The organism is Ruminiclostridium herbifermentans, from assembly GCF_005473905.2.
Taxonomy (GTDB): domain Bacteria; phylum Bacillota; class Clostridia; order Acetivibrionales; family DSM-1351; genus Ruminiclostridium; species Ruminiclostridium herbifermentans.
Window position 1 is genome coordinate 588,276 of the sequence record NZ_CP061336.1, and the last position, 17,875, is coordinate 606,150.

A 17,875-nucleotide genomic window follows, 5' to 3' on the forward strand; every position below is an offset into this window, starting at 1 on the left:
ATAGATAATTATAATACTATTAATTACAAATATACACTCAACTTGTTTACATTGAGATAGGACTCTGAAATGACTATAATTTACTGAAAAACATTACAAATAAAAATTCTTCCTATATATTCATAAGCCTAGATTTGAAGGCATATATATACACTATAGATTACAAAACGGCTTAAAAAATAGAAAGGTATAAGTTTATAAAGCATAAGTGAACTTAGCCTGAAGAATAGGTACAACCGGTTCTTACAAAAGCTTTGTAAGCTAAGTATTAAAGGTTTTTCTATAGATAGAGCCAAATTTATATTTCTTGCTATAAGAATAGCTATATAAATGCAATAATGCATAAGCATTAAATATTGCCTTATCAAAGGGGGGTATATGGTTGAAGGAATATATAGAGGAACGGGTTTTGGAACTCGCAAATTATATTATTGACAAAAAGACAACTGTCAGGTACGCAGCTAAAAAATTTGGCATTTCAAAATCTACAGTCCATAAGGATGTAACCGAAAGACTCGAGAAAATCAATCCTTCATTAATGAGCGCTGTAAGAGTAATACTTGAGGAGAATAAAGCTGAAAGGCATATACGTGGTGGAGAAGCAACAAAAGCGAAATATCAAGCAAAATAAAAATTACGTTTTTGTTTAAATAAAATTAATTACGATTAAAGATAAGCATTAAGCTGGGTTTTCCCAGCTTTTTTGAGTTGGGGGAATATATAATGGCTATTTGTTGTTTTTGGCAAGGCATGAGAATGTTGTAGGTGCATGTTAAGGAACTACTTAATGATTTTTTTATTTTATAAATAGAATATAGTTCGAAAAAATAGGTTATAATAGGGTTATATATATTAAAAAAAGTGATAAAATTTTAAAAAAATACGAAAATTACGAGAAATAATTGAAAAAACTAAGAAAAAATAATATACTATATTCAGAATAATTAGGGGTGAATTATATGCTTATAATGTTTAAAACAAGAAATTTTATGTCTTTTAAGGATGAAGTAATAATAGATTTTAGGGCAACTTCTTATATTCAGCATCCAACACATGTTTTAGAGATTAATGATAAAATGAAGGTTTTAAAAACCACTGCAATATATGGAGCAAATGCTTCAGGAAAATCAAACCTTATCTCGGCTATGTACTTCTTTAAAAAATATATTTTTGAACAATTTTTATCAAATCGTAAATCTGATAATACAGAAATTGATAATAAATTTAAAGTAGAATTAGATCAGTTTCTTTTATCAGACGAAAGTGATAACGTATCAGAATTCGAAATCATTTTTTGTTATAATAATAAAATTATTCAATATGGTTTCGAATGTACTCCTGATAATGTATTGAGTGAATGGTATTATATAAATGAAAATAAAGTTTTTGAAAGGAATGGAAATAAGCTCTCGTTCGGGAGTCAATATCGAAACATTTTAAATAAATACTCAAAAGTAATTCCTGAAAGACTTCATCTTTCTGTACTTGAATATTTGCTTGATAAAACAGAAAAAGAGCTTGTGTTGAAGGATTTCATTGACTTTTTCATTAAGGATTACAATGTTTATTTGGAGATATTCTTTGAAGTAAGTATAAAGAAAGTAGGAGGCATGGTTAGTTTTAATGATAAAATATTAAAAGATAAGAAGTATAGAAATAAAATAGTATCATATCTGAAGCGAATTGATGTTGGTATATCAGGATTGGAGGTTCAAAAGAAAATCGTATTAGACGAGGAGACAGGGAAGGAAACGGAAAAACAGATAGTTAAGTCTATCCATAATGTTTATAATTCTGCTGGTGAGGTGACTGGCAAACAATATTTCGATTTAATACAAGAATCCACTGGAACACTGAGATTTTTATCATATATACAAAATGTAATTGAAATGACTGAAAACGGGGGAGTGTTTATTGTAGATGAACTATCTGCAAGATTACATCCACTTTTGACAAAGTTAATTGTAGATATTTTTCAAGATAACAGTAATAAAAAAGCCCAGCTTATATTTACTACTCATGATATATCAATACTAAACAAAGAACAGTTTAGACGAGATGAGGTTCTATTTGTTGACAAGGATATTAAAGGAGTTTCAAAAATTTATGCATTATCAGACTTAAAAGTTCGTGAAGATGCTAGCTTTAATAAGGATTATCTTCAAGGAAAGTACGGAGCCATTCCTATATTTAATTACGATGAAATAATTGGTGGTGACTAAAAATGCCTAAAACAACATTAACACCTGAAAGGAAAGTGGCAATAGAGAAGCAGTTTCTAGGAAGGATTATTATTTTCTGTGAGGGCATGACGGAAAAGCTATATTTAGATTATTTCGCTAATATAATAAATAAGAAAAATAAGTATACCGATATCAAAATTGAGACTGAATCTGCAAATGGAAATTCTAGAAAAGTTTTCAATTTTGCTAATAACTTTATGGAATCAGAATCAAATAATAGAAAGTATATTAACTATACAAAATATCTAATTTTTGATTGTGATTCTCCGAAGGATATTCAAAGCGTTATTAATGATATGATAGCATCAACAAAAGAATATAATCTTTTAGTTTCGAATTTTTTATTTGAAGTTTGGCTGTTGATGCATTTTGAAATAGTTGATAGCAAGATGTCAAAGAAAAAAATATATGAGAAGCTTGGAATCCATCTTGCTAATGATTATGTTAAAGCAAATGCAGGTACAATAAGAGAAATAATCAGAAAAGGTAGTGTTGAGGATGCTATAAAAAATGCACAGAAATTATATGAACTGCATGAGTCAGCAGGCAATAAAATTGAAAATAATATTAAAGATATGAATCCTTATACAAATGTACATAAGTTACTTGAACAGTTTATGCTTGAGATTTCATAAAGATTCTCTCCATTTTATTACTGCAGTTCACAAGGATGTAACAGAAAGAATATATAAAATGCAATCTTTCGCTTATAAGTTATTTAAAGGTAATACTTGAGGAAACTAAGGCTTAAAGACATATACGTGGTGGAGAAGCAACAAAAGCGAAATATCAAGCAAAATAAAAATTACGTTTTTGTTTAAATAAAATTAATTACGATTAAAGATAAGCATTAAGCTGGGTTTTCCCGGCTTTTTTGAGTTGGGGGAATATATAATGGCTATTTGTTGTTTTTGGCAAAGCATGAGCCATCTGTTGTGAATGTGAAAGATGCCTGATACGCTCAGATAAACTTACTAGTATCAGATGTTTTGACAACAAACCAGAGATGTTTCAGATTTACTTTGTATATAAAAATTTGAATATATTATTATATATGGTATTATTTCTATATAAGTGTTGATAAAGAAGTTAGGTGGTTTAGACGGGCATTAATTTTATATTTGAAAGAATAATTATAAGGTACAGGTATTGTATGACAAAAAAATGTATTTCTTCATCTATTGTGTTAATACTCTTATGTATGTTATGTACAAATACTTTTGCTTTAGATAATAATACTATAAAGACCATACACAAGAGTTTAAATATAGAAATACTAGATGATGATTCTGAAAAAGACATGATAGTAAATGTCATAAAAGGGAATTTGAATGATGAACCTTCCGAGAACATAAATTTGGGTAAGGATTCAAAAGAATCAGATGAGTATTATAAGATTTATTGGATTAGAGATAATTTGAAAAAATATTCTAACATAGATGAATTATTTAAGCGCAGTGTTGTAATGTGGGAGTTACTAGTTAAAGATAGCAATGGTAACGCTGTATCGGCTGTGCGTGCAGTAAAGTCTAATGAAAGTTGGGATATTTCTACTGGATTTCAACTAAAAGAAGAACTTGCTGACTTTTACTTAAATCCTGAGAACTTAGCTAACATTTTAAGCAGTGAAAAGATTACTCCTAAGCAAGTTAAGCATGCAAGAATTAAAGAACTATATTTAGACTTTTATTATATTAAAGCAGCTAACAAAGATTATATAATTCCATTTACACATTTATATAAAGAGTATAATATTGAAAATTATAAAATATACGAAGCAAATGATTTCATCAATATAATTAAAAATCAGTATGTAGATCCAAATACACAAATTAAGGATAATCAACCTGCTAGCTTTGGAGGTAAAGTTAATCAAAATTATTTAGAAAATAATTGGGCTATAGTAACTATTATATTTGGAACATGTGCTGTATTTTTGGGGATTGTTTATATATGGAAAAGGAATAAGAAGCAAACTGTGTAATAAAAAGCAAGATCAAACAAAAGGCCGAGAATGTGACTTTTTGTTTGCTTAAATGCAATTTATTAATTAAATAATTTCTCTCCATTTTGATACTACAGTCCATAAGGATGTAACCGAAAGATTAGAGAAAATCAATCCTTCATTATTGAGTGCTGTAAGAGTGGTACTGGAGCTGGGCCTCCCAGTTTTTTTGAGTTTGAGGTATTATATGTAATGGCGGTTTGATATTTTTAGCAAGGTATGAGAAGGTTGTATATGCATGTTAAGGAGTTTCTAAATTTTTTTTATTCTAAATAAAGACTGTGAAAATGCGTCATTAGATATTGAAAGTATACAAAAATATTGCATATTTAATTTAATATGATAATATAATTATTAGATAATTTTGACTTGGTAAAAAATTAAAATTAACATACAATTATAATGTTTATATATTATAACGAGGTAAGAAAATGTCCGCTTATACAAGTAGACAGTATCGCTTTTGCTTTCTAGCGCTGAAGAGTATTTACTGCCTCGCTTACACGCCACTGATAAAATAAAATTTTTCATAAATGAAATTTTTTATAATTAAAATTTTTTATAATTAAAATTTTTAATAATTAAAATTTTTCTATAATCGAGTAATTTTATTTTGAATTTAGGCGTTATAAAGTGATTATATATTATTGTGTTGATTTATTTAATAAGAAATAAGGGAGTTGTTAAGCTTGGGTTTTGGACAGGACATCGGTATTGATTTGGGTACAGCTTCAGTGCTTGTATATATTAAGGGAAAAGGCATTGTTTTAAGAGAGCCTTCGGTTGTTGCGATTGACAAAAATACCAATAAACTTTTAGCAGTAGGTGAAGAAGCTAGAAGAATGTTAGGAAGAACACCTGGAAATATTGTCGCAATTAGACCGCTTAGAGATGGTGTAATATCTGATTATGATATTACAGAGCGTATGCTTAAATATTTTATAAACAAGGCGACTGGAAATAGGAAGTTTTTTAAACCAAGAATAATGGTTTGTGTTCCCAGCGGAGTTACAGAAGTAGAGAAAAGAGCAGTTATAGATGCTTCAATGCAGGCTGGAGCTAGAAAGACATATTTAATAGAAGAACCAATAGCAGCAGCTATAGGTGCTGGAATTGATATCTCAAAAGCATGTGGCAGCATGGTTGTGGATATGGGTGGTGGAACCACTGATATAGCAGTTATATCCTTAGGTGGAACAGTAGTAAGTACATCCATAAAGGTAGCAGGAGACAAATTTGATGAAGCAATCGTTAGATATATGCGTAAGAAGCATAATATTATGATTGGTGAAAGAACTGCGGAAGATCTAAAGATAAATATAGGAACGGTATATCCAAGAGTTCAAGAGGTGACTATGGATATTAGGGGTAGAAATTTAATATCTGGATTGCCTAAAACTATTACTATATCGTCTACTGAAATGATGGAAGCTTTAGAAGAGCCTATTTCAAGTGTAGTAGAAGCAGTTCATTCTGTTCTGGAGCGTACACCTCCTGAATTGGCTGCAGATATAAGTGATAGAGGAATTGTAATGACAGGTGGAGGAAGCTTGATTTATGGACTAGACAAGCTTATTCAAGAAAAGACAGGAATAAATGTTATTATTGCAGATGATTCTATATCCTGTGTTGCAATGGGAACTGGTAAAGCTTTAGATAATATAGAGGCCATAGAAGAAAGTGCGTTGTCTTCAAATAGTTTGAAACATAGATCCTAAAAATGCGAAGTTTTCATTTCGTGTATTCATCGCTGTCTTCGCATTTTTTCGAGTTGAGGATTTTGCAATTCTTTTACTAACAGTGTGATTTTACTATATGTGGATTTGATAATCAAGCAGGGTAGCTTTTAAAGGCTATCCTCTTTTATTAAATAAAAAATGTATTATTTCTTCAATAAATTTTATTTGATTTTAGGCAAAATTTTCTTAGTATATTCATGTTAAGTAATTTATATAAAGTACCGATATAACTATTAATGAATTTAAACAAGGAGATTTCCTATGATTAGAGGATTATATACTTCAGGATGGAGTATGCTTGCTAATACCAGAAAGCTTGACGTTATAACAAATAATATGGCAAATGTTAATACTAATGCTTATAAAAAGGATACTGTTGTTTTTGAGAGCTTTCCTTCTGTATTAACAAAGAGAATTAATGATACCAGAAGCCCATTAAATCCTTCTGGTAATATTGGAAGAATGCAGCTCAGTAGTGATGTGGGTGAAGTTTTTACTAACTATACACAGGGGCAGTTAAGTCAAACAGGCAGCAAGCTTGATTTTGCTATTAGTGATGACGGTTCAGGTGTAAGCCCTGCATTTTTTACAGTAGGCATGATGGATGGAAATAATAACAATAATATTAATGAATATTATACGAAAGATGGTTCTTTTACCATAAATTCAAATAACCAATTAGTTACTAAGGAAGGTTATTTAGTAATGGGTGAAAAAGGACCTATTACGCTCTCAGACACGGAATTTTCTGTGAATGAGAAGGGTGAGATAATTCAGGATGGCAAATTAGTTGATAGACTCAAAATTACTCAATTTGCTGATGCTACTAAACTAAGAAAGTTTGGAAACAATCTTATTCAGAATACTGACAGCGAGGTTGTTGAATTTACTGGAAATGTTCTTCAGGGATATTCTGAACAGTCAAATGTAAATGTAGTTGATGAAATGGTTGATATGATTACTGTAATGAGAGCTTATGAAGCAAGTCAAAAGGTTCTTCAAGCACAGGACAATACTTTAGAAAAGGCTGTAACTGAGGTGGGTGTAGTTAGATAACCCTTTTGATTATATATTTGAATAGATAACTTGAAATTTATATTATTTTTGGAGGTAATGGTTATGATGAGAGCATTATGGACAGCGGGCTCAGGTATGAAAGCTCAGCAGTTCAATGTAGATGTTATTTCTAACAATTTATCAAACGTTAATACTACTGGATATAAAAAGGAAAGAGCAGAATTTAATGATTTATTGTATCAGACAATGGAAAGAGCATATGTTCTTGAAGATAAAGGTAGACCAGTAAACCTTCAAGTTGGACATGGTACTCAGGTGAGTGCTACAGTTAGAAATTTTGATAGTGGTAATTTTGATCATACAGGTTCAAATTTAGACTTTGCTATTGACGGAGAAGGATTCTTTACTATATTGATGCCAAATGAATCAGTTCAATATACTAAAGATGGTTCGTTTAAGATAAGCGTTTCAGAGGATGGACTTAGGAAATTGACTACATCACAAGGATATCCTGTTTTGGACAGTGCAGAACAGGAGATAGTGTTTGATACAGATGTTGATATTTCCAAACTTGTTGTTACTTCACAGGGTGCTATGAGTTATATAAATGCTGATGGTGAGACTGTTGATTTAGGACAAACAATTGGTATGGTTACTTTTCCTAATAAATATGCTTTAGAAGCTGTAGGAGGAAATCTTTTCACAAAGAATTCTGCTACAGGAGAGCCAATACAGGTAAGTGATGATGAGTATAGTTCAACCACAATAAAACAAGGCTATCTAGAAGCTTCAAATGTACAAGTTGTTGATGAAATGGTTAAATTAATTATTGCTCAAAGAGCTTATGAAGTTAATTCAAAAGCAATTCAGTCTTCTGATGATATGCTTCAGATTGCAAATAACTTAATGAAATAGGTGAGTATATATGGAAATAGGAAGTATTAATTCTTTAAACAATCTTGATAGTGTCCAAAACACATCTTCTAAGGTTGCTGATGACGATTTTGAAAAAAGACTTAAGGCAGCTGCTGAGAGTGGAGATGATGCTGAACTTAAGAAAGTTTGTAAAGAATTTGAAGGCATATTTATTAGTATGATGTTTAAACAAATGAGAGCTACAGTGCCAAAATCAGATTATTTTTCTAGTGATACAGCTACAGAGTTATACAATTCGATGTTTGATGATGAGCTCTGTAAGGTAGCATCACAAAGAGGAATAGGCCTTGGAGATATGATGTACAAGCAGATGTCAAAGCAATATGGCAAGCAGGAGGTTTTGAACCAGACTTCCGGAGGAATAATTGATGAGAAAAAATAATCACAATTTGATTATAGTTATTAGTATATTTGTTATATTGTCCTGCATTTTATTTTATGCCGGACAATTTTTATTTTATACAGAAAACACGAAGAGTCCTATTACACAAACCGCTGAAACAACTGAAATAGAGGCGTTACGACCAGTTCCAATTGAGTATAAGAACATTACAACATCGATTAATGGTAAGAAACAAGAGATATTTTTAATAGAGTTTGATCCCCTTGATAATAGAGTAGAATTTAAACCTGTTCTTTCATATAATAATGTATTTGGATTTGAGAATTTATCAGAAATTTGTAAAAGAACTGGTGCGTATGCTGCTATAAATGCGGGCTTTTTCTATGAGAATGGAGATCCTGTGGGAATGGTTGCTATTGACAGTGAACTTGTAATTAATGCAACAGGTAGAGATCCTGTTTTGTTGATTGATAAAAACGGTGTAAGATTTGAAAAGCTATTTACTCAATTATCATTTAGTGTAAATGGTGAAAAAATCTATATTAATAAGCTTAATCGCAGTGGATTAGATGGAAATATTGTTTTATATACAAATGTATACGGTTCAACAAATAGAGCTCGTATAAAGAATACATCTGTTAGTATTAAAAATGGTACAGTTACTTCTATAATTAGAGATACACTACAAGAGGTGCCTATACAAAAGGATAGCAGCTTGCTTAGTTTTTTTGGGAAAAACTCTGAATTACCTGATAAGCTAGGTATTAAAGTTGGGGATAAAATTAATATCGAAATGGAACCTAAATTTACTGAGCCTTATGAGGCTTATGAATGTGGCTGTATGCTGGTAGATAATGGGATATCGGTAGTGCCTGATGAGTATAGGTGGGTAGGTTCATTAAATAACCAAGATCCTCGTACGGCCATTGGAATAAAAGAGGATGGTAGAGTTGTTCTTTTTGTTGTTGATGGCAGACAGCCTGGCTATAGCAGTGGGCTTACAGGTAAGGAACTTGCTGAATATTTAGTATCCATTGGAGTTAAGCATGCTGCAATGCTAGACGGAGGTGCAACGTCTCAGATGTTCGTGGATGGTGAACTGAAAAACAAGCCATCATATAGGGGGATAGAAAGACCCGTTGCAGGAGCTTTTATTGTAAAGGTAAAAAATTGATATTTATTTGGCTAATTGCAGTGGTTTTGTCAGAATTGCTTAGTTACTAAAATTAAATATCTATAATCAAATAGCTAGAGATGCTTTGATTTTTAGTTTAAATATGAATTAGTTATATTTTGAATTGAATTGTTTTATTTATTTTCAATTTATCCAAAATGGTTATTTATCTTGTATAGTTATTTATCTAATATTTATTTATCCAATAAAGTTAACTCCTATTACTTGTCATTGTTTCATGAAAAAGTATTATGTCCAAATAAAGTTTATTTTTCCTAACTTGTCTATGCCAAAACTAACATCCGCCTGACAACGCCTGACAACAAATTTAGTTTATGGTAATTAATTTTTAATAAAGTTCATCTGCAAAAGAGGATTATTTATATAATGAGTAGAATATATTACCTGGTAATAATATTGACCTAAAAATAGTATTTAGTATAATTAGGTTATATTTATTAATACAATTTATGGTAATAGATAAATGCTAAATTAGTTTGTGATAAAACTTATTGAATATAGGAATTTTGTATTTAAGTAATAGCGGGAGTAATATTCATATGTTTACATTGTTGAGCAGGCTATACGTGTTTTGCTATAAATAATGTGATGTTAGCATAAGTATTATTATGCAAGAGTTGTATATGTGCGCTGCTATCAAAAATGCTGAGATGCATTAATTTAGAAATAAAATTAATAAAACTAACACTCGTTAGATTATTATGTGGAAAAGTTGAGTAGAATAAATAAAATAATTACCATAAAATGCAGCTACATTCAAGAATTGTGCTGCTTATGGTATATTGAAAGGTCGGGATTAAATGCTTACAAATAAAGAAATTAGAGAAATATTACCGCATAGGTATCCATTTCTGTTGGTTGACAAGGTTATTGAACTTGAACCAGGAAAAAGAGCAGTAGGAATTAAGAATGTATCAGCAAATGAACCTTTTTTTCAGGGACATTTTCCGGATTATCCTATAATGCCAGGAGTATTGATAGTTGAGGCACTTGCTCAAATAGCTGGCATAGCAGTTGCTGTTATAGAAGAGAATAAAGGTAAATTAGGAGTATTTGCAGGTATAGACAGCATGAAGTTTAAAAATCAAGTTCTACCTGGAGATGTTTTAACTCTTGAGGCTGAAATACTTTTATCAAAAATGGGTGTTACTAAAGCAAAAGTTAAGGCGACAGTTGATGGAAGGCTTGCGGCTGAGGGAGAAATAAAGTTTGCTATGACAAAGGTTTAAGCACTGAATAAAATCGAATATATAATATATAATGGAAGTTCATAAGAACTTCCATTATATATTGCTAGTATTATATGTTGATTTACTTAACTTGTTGTGTAATTAATTTTGATTAGAATTTGAGGGAAACTACTTATTTCCCCTTAGGTTTATGAAAATTTCACCTACTCGGACCACATCTCCAGCTCCCATTGTTAGTATTAAATCGCCTGCTTGGGCATTCTTATCAAGATACTCAGCAATGTCTTGAAAATCACTGATGTAAATGGCATTTACACCATTCTGACGAAGCTTTTCTGCTAAGATGCTAGAATGTATATCACCTGGGTCTTTTTCTCTAGCAGCGTAAATATCAGTTATTATAATATTATCGGCATCACTAAAAGAATTTGAGAACTTATCTAAAAAAGCTTTTGTTCTTGTATAGGTATGTGGCTGAAATACACACAATAACTTATTGTGTGCAGTATTCTTAGCTGCACTGAGAGTGGCTTGAACCTCAGAAGGATGATGGGCATAATCATCAATTACTTTTATATCATCTACCAAACCCTTTAATTCAAAACGTTTGTGACTTCCTCCGAAGGCCAGCAGACCAGATATGATATCCTCCATGCTACAACCGCAGGTATAACAGGCAGCAATGGCTGCAAGAGAATTACTTATATTATGCTTTCCTGGTACTGAAAGAGAGACAGTACCTAACATTTCACCGTCTTTATAAACATCAAAATAACCAAATCCCAATTCATTATATCGAATATTTTTAGCACTCCACATAGCATTTGGATTTTTAAGACCATAGGTTATTATATTACAATTTTTATTTTTCACAACTGAAAGCGTATTTTCATCATCTGCACAAGCCACGATATATCCATTTGGAGGTACTAATGAAACAAATTCTTCAAAGGTTGACTTAATATGGCTTAAATCCTTGAAATAATCCACGTGATCTACCTCAATGTTCAAAACTACTGACATAAATGGATGAAATTTCAAGAAACTGCCATAGTATTCACATGCCTCGGTTATAAAGAATTCGGACTTGCCAATTCTAGTATTTCCTCCAATGCAATCTAACTCTCCCCCGATATGAACTGTAGGGTCGGTATTAGCCTCTAACATAATAGAAGTTATCATAGATGTAGTTGTGGTTTTCCCATGTGTACCAGCAATTGCAATGCCAAAGGAGTGTTTTTTCATTAAAAGCCCCAGAAGCTCTGCACGATCAATAATGGGTATATTTAATTGGCGTGCGCGAAGCATTTCGGCATTATCATCTTTAACTGCAACTGTATAAATAACAAGGTCGGGATTATTTATATTTTCAGATTTGTGTCCGATAAAAATCTGAGCACCTTTGCTTTCAAGCTTTTGTGTTGTTTTTGAAGACTTAATATCTGAACCTGAAACCTTATAACCTTGGCTCAAAAGGATTTCAGCCAGACCACTCATGCTTGAACCGCCAATACCTATAAAATGTACATTTTTGATATCTTCAGATTCCAAAATATTAGAATTATTATTCAAAGAAAACACTCCTCTATATTAAACTATATAATTTAACGAGGCAATAAAATAACTCTCGCTATTACAAGTGGTGATTTCCACTTTGGTATTAAGGCGGTGAAAGTATTGCCAGCCTCGTTGAAATACTGCCAGTGTAATTAAATTTTTCTACAGTCAAAAAATTTAATTCAAAAAAATTTAATTCAAAAATTTAATTCAAAAAATTCATTCAAAAAAAATCATATTGAATCTCCATATTGCATGTTCATCATAAAAATAATACATTATTTTCTTAGAAATGTAAAAGGTATTGGGAAAACTAAATTAATTATAGATTTAAACACACTTGCACATAAAATAGTATATGACGCCTAAAGGATAAATATATTCAAAATATAAGTCTTGATTAATAAATTTCCGAATGTTAATATGAATTTGAGTGAAATTATTCGGAAATTATTATATAATAATAAATGTTGTTGTATAAATTTTTGGTTTGAGATATTATCAATTATATATCAGTGTAGTAAGGTAAAATTTGATACTTACAACGGCTTGATAACTTATTGTTCATATGTATGTACTGACAGCAGACATTATATAAATGCAAACTATAGATTTGAGGAGATAAAATGGATAAGATCCAACGAAACGAAAGACTTACAATTATAATGAAGACATTATGTGATAATCCCAATAAGATTTTTACTTTGGGTTATTTTTCTGCAATGTTCGGTTCGGCTAAATCTACAATTAGCGAGGATTTGGACTTTTTACAGAAAACTTTTCAAAAAAATTCATTGGGAAATATTATAACTATAGCTGGTGCTTCTGGAGGAGTCAAATATGTTCCTTATATGAATGAAAATGATATTCAGTTAACACTTGATGAACTTTCAAAGGAGTTATCAAAACAAGACAGAGTACTGCCTGGAGGCTACCTTTATATCCTTGACATTATATATAACCCTGAATGGGTGAATAAAATTGCTATGATATTTGCAAGCAAATTTTATAATTTAGAATTAGATTATGTGATAACTGTAGAGACTAAAGGAATTCCTCTAGCATTTGCAACTGCTCAGTACTTGGATGTTCCTCTGGTAATTGTAAGGCACTATAATGTAGCTACTGATGGAGCGTCTGTGAATATTAACTATCTTTCAGGCTCATCAAAAAAAATACAGACCATGGTACTTCCTGTGAAGTCATTAAAGAAAAATTCCAAGATATTGTTTATTGACGACTTTATGAAGGGTGGAGGCACATCAAAAGGTATTATTGAAATGGCACATCAATTTGAAAGTGAAGTAGTTGGTATTGGTGTACTTATTGAAACAAATCAACCTGAAAAGAAGTTGGTAGATAAATATTACTCATTAGTTACCTTAAATTCGTGTCTGGATTTCCAAGAGGATACAGAAATTGACATAAAACCAAGTAAATAGACAGTATTCCGCAAAATTCAAGTAATTTTTTAAGATTATATTGCAAAATTTCATTTAAAAAAGAAGGAATGTATGAATTATTGGCGAATATTAGATATAATCACATAATATTTCTTGGAGGTTTTGCCATTATGGAAATCACAGACATTAGAATTAGGAAGATTGAAACAGAAGGAAAAATGAAAGCAGTCGTATCAGTAACATTTGATAACGAATTTGTTGTGCATGACATTAAAATTATTGAAAGCCAGAACGGTTTGTTCATGGCGATGCCAAGTAGAAAGACACCTGATGGTGAATTTAGAGATATTGCGCATCCAATAAATGCACAAGCAAGAGAAAAACTACAAAGTGCAATATTAGCAAGTTACGAAAACTTATAAGAAATTAGAATGAATTTAGGAAAGATTCAGGATAAGTTAAAAAGAATTTAGGGAAAATAGAAAATTATAAAGGATACTTTTTTAGGTATCCTTTTTTTTAATGGCTATCTGAATTATCTTATGGAATATAGAAAATTGCACAACTTATATACAATTATGTTGAAATATTTAGTTATAGTAATGGGTTGAAATTATTCTGTAAAAATGAGAGAATATATCCTGTAAAAACAAATGGAGGCTTTGACAATGTATATAAGTTTAGGATTAGTTATTTCTGACAATAATGATTGTGATTTTAAATCAAAAGTTGCAAAAGAACACCATAATATTTTAGGACGAAGTGTCCAACAGTGGTCCAAAGTTCCATTAGAAGAAGTAACTAATAATATCCAATCTATCTCATTTCAGGATTTGGAGAAATGCAAAGAGATTCTAAGCCAAGCCCAGCAAGTGGTAATTAATTGGTCAGATCAACCTTTGATTCTAGCAGAAACAGTTCAGCGACTGCTTACAATTCATATTGCTGAAGGAAATAATGCAACAGCTGTATTTGCTAGTGACGGGGAAGCAGTAGTGTATGCTTTTGATTGTAAGATTCTGATTAAGAAGCTAAATGAACTAAATATTTCAAGCCTTTCAAGAGATATTCTTAAAGATATTTTCAAAGTCACAGAGAAATCTAATAAAAGCATTTATGAGGATAAAAGCCAATTCTTAATAGTTAAGGATAGAGTAGCACTCTCTTTGGCAACAGAAGAAATCAAATCTAGGATTAATCAACAAATAATGCTTTCCGGTGTTACAATTGTTGATCCATCATCTACGTATATTGATTATGGTGTTGAAATTGGTATGGACAGCATTATTTTGCCTAATACCATTCTTCAGGGGAATACTGCTATTGGTGAGGATTGTACAATAGGACCTAATTCAAGAATTTCAAACTGTATTATTGGAAATAACGTAGAAGTAGCTAATTCAGTTGCTATTGACAGTTCTATCGGTGATGAAACTCATGTTGGTCCATTTGCATATTTGAGACCAGGCAGTGTTATAGGCAGCAAAGTTAAGATTGGTGATTTTGTAGAAATTAAGAAGTCTTTAATAGGAGATAAAACGAAAATTTCACACTTAACCTATATAGGAGATGCTGAGATAGGGAAAAATGTAAACGTAGGTTGTGGAGTTGTAGTAGTGAATTATGATGGTAAGCATAAAAATAAGACTATAGTTGAAGATAATTGCTTTATTGGATGTAATACTAATTTAGTTTCACCAGTTATAGTTCATAGTGGTGCTTACACAGCTGCTGGTTCTACTATAACAGATGCTGTGCCTGAAAATTCATTGGCAATAGCTCGTGAACGTCAGGTGATAAAGCATGATTGGGTTAGTAAAAAGGGTTTGACTCGAGGATAGCAATTTTGATGGTATTAATATGATTAATAAATGAGTTTTAATCATATTAATTATTGCAGGCTTGTTGACTTTTAAAAATATTTAGCTTTAGTTGAAATCACAAATTAGCAAATTTAGCTAGCTAAGAAAGCGGTTTTTACCACTGCCTCTGCTTATTTTAAGATAACTTAAACTTTATGGCTGGTTAAATAATACTTACAATCAAAACAGAATATGATTTTATGTATTAATCATATTACAGATATGCAAGAAAATGTCCTCCATTTCTATGAGTGGCGGGTATTTCTTGGCTTTTTAGGCGGTGAGGACTTTTCTCGCCTTACTTATGCGCCGATGAACATAATAGTTCGAAAATAAAGTATGTACGAATAAGGTGCATTTTCGAGCCACAAAAACCACAAGTGTTTTTTGACGGTGTATAAAATCGAAAAATTTTGTTTTGAATTTTGGCATTTTTACAGACATTATAATATGGGTTATAATGAAAATAAATTAAAACATAGCGGTTAAAAAAGGAGAATTGAAATGAATTTGCATGGAAAGGACATAAAAATATTTGCAGGAAATTCAAATAGGGGATTAGTTAATGAAATTGCCGATAAAATAGGTATTCCTGTAGGTATTGCTAGTGTTGGTGGATTTAGTGATGGAGAAACTGCTGTAAATATCGGAGAGGTGGTAAGAGGTTCTGACGTCTTTATTATTCAATCAACATGTCAACCAGTAAATGATAATCTTATGGAACTTTTAGTTATGATTGACGCAGTTAAAAGGGCTTCTGCTGGTAGAATTACTGCCGTTATACCATACTTTGGATATGCAAGACAAGACAGAAAAGCAAGAGCTAGGGATCCTATTTCAGCTAAATTAGTTGCAAATTTGATTACTACTGCAGGTGCAGACAGAATATTGACAATGGATTTACATGCTCCACAAATTCAAGGTTTTTTTGATATTCCAGTGGATCATCTATTAGGATTACCTATTATAGCAGAATATCTTAAAGAGAAATTTATAGATCATGACGATTTAGTTATTGTTTCTCCTGATGTAGGCAGTGTTACAAGATCTAGAAAAGTGGCTGAAAGACTAGAATGTCCATTAGCTATTATAGATAAGCGCAGACCTAAGGCAAATGTATCTGAGGTAATGAATATCATTGGTGATATTAGAAATAAAAAATGTGTACTTGTTGATGACTTGATAGATACAGCTGGTACTATCGTTAATGGTGCAAATGCATTAATTGATGCAGGTGCAAAGGAAGTATATGCATGCTGCACACATGCTGTTCTCTCTGGTCCCGCTATTGAGAGAATACAAGCATCGGCTATAAAAGAGATGGTAGTTTTAAATACTATTCCATTAAGTGAAGAGAAGAAAATTGATAAGATAACAACATTATCAGTTGCAAGTATTTTGGCAGAAGCAATTGAAAGAATTTATGGAGATATATCAATTAGCACTTTATTTACTCAGGTGTAAATTAAAAAAGTCAATTGCAGTTTAAAGCCATTGGCAGATAAATATAGAGATGACGTAATTGACTTTACTTTTATGGGTGGTTCTTATCTGACATAGCAACGTTGGTTTATCAACTTGTATTGTTTAGGAACCGCCCTTTTAAATATGTAATTAAATAATGAAAAGCTATTATATAGTAGTTATTAAATAGTTTTTTTAGGACTGGAGGTACTAATTTGGAGGACATATTTCTGATTGTAGGTCTCGGTAATCCAGGTAATAAATATGAAAATACCAGACATAATGTTGGATTTCGTACAATAGATTACCTTTCAGAGAAACATAATATAAAGCTTTCAAAGATTGGCTTTAAAGCAGTATATGGTGATGGAATAATTGGAGAAACAAGAGTTATACTTGTTAAGCCTCAAACATTTATGAACTTAAGCGGTGAAAGTGTCAGAGAAATTGTGAACTGGTACAAGCTTTCATTAGATAAAGTGATAGTTATATATGATGATATTGACTTAGAACCCGGTAAAATAAGGGTTAGACCAAAAGGCAGTTCTGGCTCTCATAATGGTATGAAATCTATAATATATCAGCTTCAAGCGGAAAACTTTCCACGGATAAGGATTGGCATTGGGCGTCCGCCTGAAAAGTGGGACCTTGCAGACTATGTGCTTAGTAAGTTCCCTAAGGAAGAATGGGAAATAATATTTAATAGTATTGAAAAAGCAGCTGAAGCAGCTATAATGATAACAAAAAGCGGAACTGAAAAGGCTATGAATTGTTATAACCACTAGAATCAAGTGAATTTTTTTGAAGTGTTTTGTCCAATGGGACTTAGATGTTATAAGGTATTTGTTTGGTAATCTTTGAACTAAGGCAATTTGTATGCAAATGATGAATATTTGAGAAAAGCAAATAGCTTTGCTATGC

17 protein-coding genes are annotated in these 17,875 nt (G+C 31.3%); 16 read left to right on the top strand and 1 reads right to left on the bottom strand.

Features of this window, described 5'->3' with window-relative positions:
- Positions 1-382 precede the first annotated feature (382 nt).
- From spoIIID to fabZ, 11 genes are all read left to right on the top strand, one after another.
- Positions 383-631, top strand: a complete 249-nt coding sequence (gene spoIIID, locus EHE19_RS02465) for a sporulation transcriptional regulator SpoIIID (protein WP_137697758.1) — start codon at positions 383-385, stop codon at positions 629-631.
- 328 nt (positions 632-959) lie between these two features.
- Positions 960-2,222, top strand: a complete 1,263-nt coding sequence (locus tag EHE19_RS02470) for an AAA family ATPase (protein ID WP_137697759.1) — start codon at positions 960-962, stop codon at positions 2,220-2,222.
- Between the two features lie 2 nt (positions 2,223-2,224).
- Positions 2,225-2,878 carry an RloB family protein gene (locus tag EHE19_RS02475; protein WP_137697760.1) on the top strand — a complete coding sequence of 218 codons (654 nt, stop codon included), beginning with the start codon at positions 2,225-2,227 and terminating at the stop codon, positions 2,876-2,878.
- 518 nt (positions 2,879-3,396) lie between these two features.
- Positions 3,397-4,227, top strand: coding sequence for a hypothetical protein (locus EHE19_RS02485; protein WP_137697761.1), 831 nt, complete (start codon positions 3,397-3,399; stop codon positions 4,225-4,227).
- 73 nt (positions 4,228-4,300) lie between these two features.
- The gene (locus EHE19_RS02490) at positions 4,301-4,441 is read left to right on the top strand and encodes a sporulation transcriptional regulator SpoIIID (RefSeq protein ID WP_244648377.1); all 141 of its coding nucleotides are present in this window, start codon (positions 4,301-4,303) and stop codon (positions 4,439-4,441) included.
- 496 nt (positions 4,442-4,937) lie between these two features.
- Positions 4,938-5,966, top strand: coding sequence for a rod shape-determining protein (gene mreB, locus EHE19_RS02495; protein WP_137697762.1), 1,029 nt, complete (start codon positions 4,938-4,940; stop codon positions 5,964-5,966).
- 282 nt (positions 5,967-6,248) lie between these two features.
- Positions 6,249-7,043: a flagellar hook-basal body protein gene (locus tag EHE19_RS02500; RefSeq protein ID WP_137697763.1), complete on the top strand. Its 795-nt coding sequence runs from the start codon at positions 6,249-6,251 to the stop codon at positions 7,041-7,043.
- Between the two features lie 63 nt (positions 7,044-7,106).
- On the top strand, positions 7,107-7,919 hold the full coding sequence (gene flgG / locus EHE19_RS02505; protein ID WP_137697764.1) for a flagellar basal-body rod protein FlgG: 813 nt from the start codon (positions 7,107-7,109) through the stop codon (positions 7,917-7,919).
- 10 nt (positions 7,920-7,929) lie between these two features.
- Positions 7,930-8,322 carry a rod-binding protein gene (locus tag EHE19_RS02510; RefSeq protein WP_137697765.1) on the top strand — a complete coding sequence of 131 codons (393 nt, stop codon included), beginning with the start codon at positions 7,930-7,932 and terminating at the stop codon, positions 8,320-8,322.
- Complete coding sequence (locus tag EHE19_RS02515; protein ID WP_137697766.1) at positions 8,309-9,457, top strand: phosphodiester glycosidase family protein; 1,149 nt, start codon at positions 8,309-8,311, stop codon at positions 9,455-9,457. Before EHE19_RS02510 ends, EHE19_RS02515 begins: the two co-directional genes overlap by 14 nt.
- An 821-nt stretch (positions 9,458-10,278) precedes the next feature.
- Positions 10,279-10,707, top strand: a complete 429-nt coding sequence (fabZ, locus tag EHE19_RS02520; RefSeq protein ID WP_137697767.1) for a 3-hydroxyacyl-ACP dehydratase FabZ — start codon at positions 10,279-10,281, stop codon at positions 10,705-10,707.
- Positions 10,708-10,836: 129 nt separating this feature from the next.
- Here the strand turns inward: fabZ and murC are convergent, their stop codons facing one another.
- On the bottom strand, positions 10,837-12,240 hold the full coding sequence (murC, locus tag EHE19_RS02525; RefSeq protein WP_137697768.1) for a UDP-N-acetylmuramate--L-alanine ligase: 1,404 nt from the start codon (positions 12,238-12,240) through the stop codon (positions 10,837-10,839).
- Positions 12,241-12,851: 611 nt separating this feature from the next.
- Between murC and purR the strand changes: the two genes are divergently transcribed.
- The 5 genes from purR (at position 12,852) to pth (ending at position 17,739) form a co-directional block, all read left to right on the top strand.
- Positions 12,852-13,667 carry a pur operon repressor gene (gene purR, locus EHE19_RS02530; protein WP_137697769.1) on the top strand — a complete coding sequence of 272 codons (816 nt, stop codon included), beginning with the start codon at positions 12,852-12,854 and terminating at the stop codon, positions 13,665-13,667.
- 131 nt (positions 13,668-13,798) lie between these two features.
- The gene (gene spoVG, locus EHE19_RS02535; protein ID WP_137697770.1) at positions 13,799-14,050 is read left to right on the top strand and encodes a septation regulator SpoVG; all 252 of its coding nucleotides are present in this window, start codon (positions 13,799-13,801) and stop codon (positions 14,048-14,050) included.
- Positions 14,051-14,296: 246 nt separating this feature from the next.
- A complete protein-coding gene (locus EHE19_RS02540; RefSeq protein WP_137697771.1) occupies positions 14,297-15,469 on the top strand; it encodes a DapH/DapD/GlmU-related protein in 1,173 nt (390 codons plus the stop codon).
- A gap of 525 nt (positions 15,470-15,994) precedes the next feature.
- On the top strand, positions 15,995-16,954 hold the full coding sequence (locus tag EHE19_RS02545; protein ID WP_137697772.1) for a ribose-phosphate diphosphokinase: 960 nt from the start codon (positions 15,995-15,997) through the stop codon (positions 16,952-16,954).
- Between the two features lie 224 nt (positions 16,955-17,178).
- Entirely contained in the window at positions 17,179-17,739 is a 561-nt protein-coding gene (gene pth / locus EHE19_RS02550; RefSeq protein ID WP_171003584.1) for an aminoacyl-tRNA hydrolase, read from the top strand.
- Positions 17,740-17,875 lie beyond the last annotated feature (136 nt).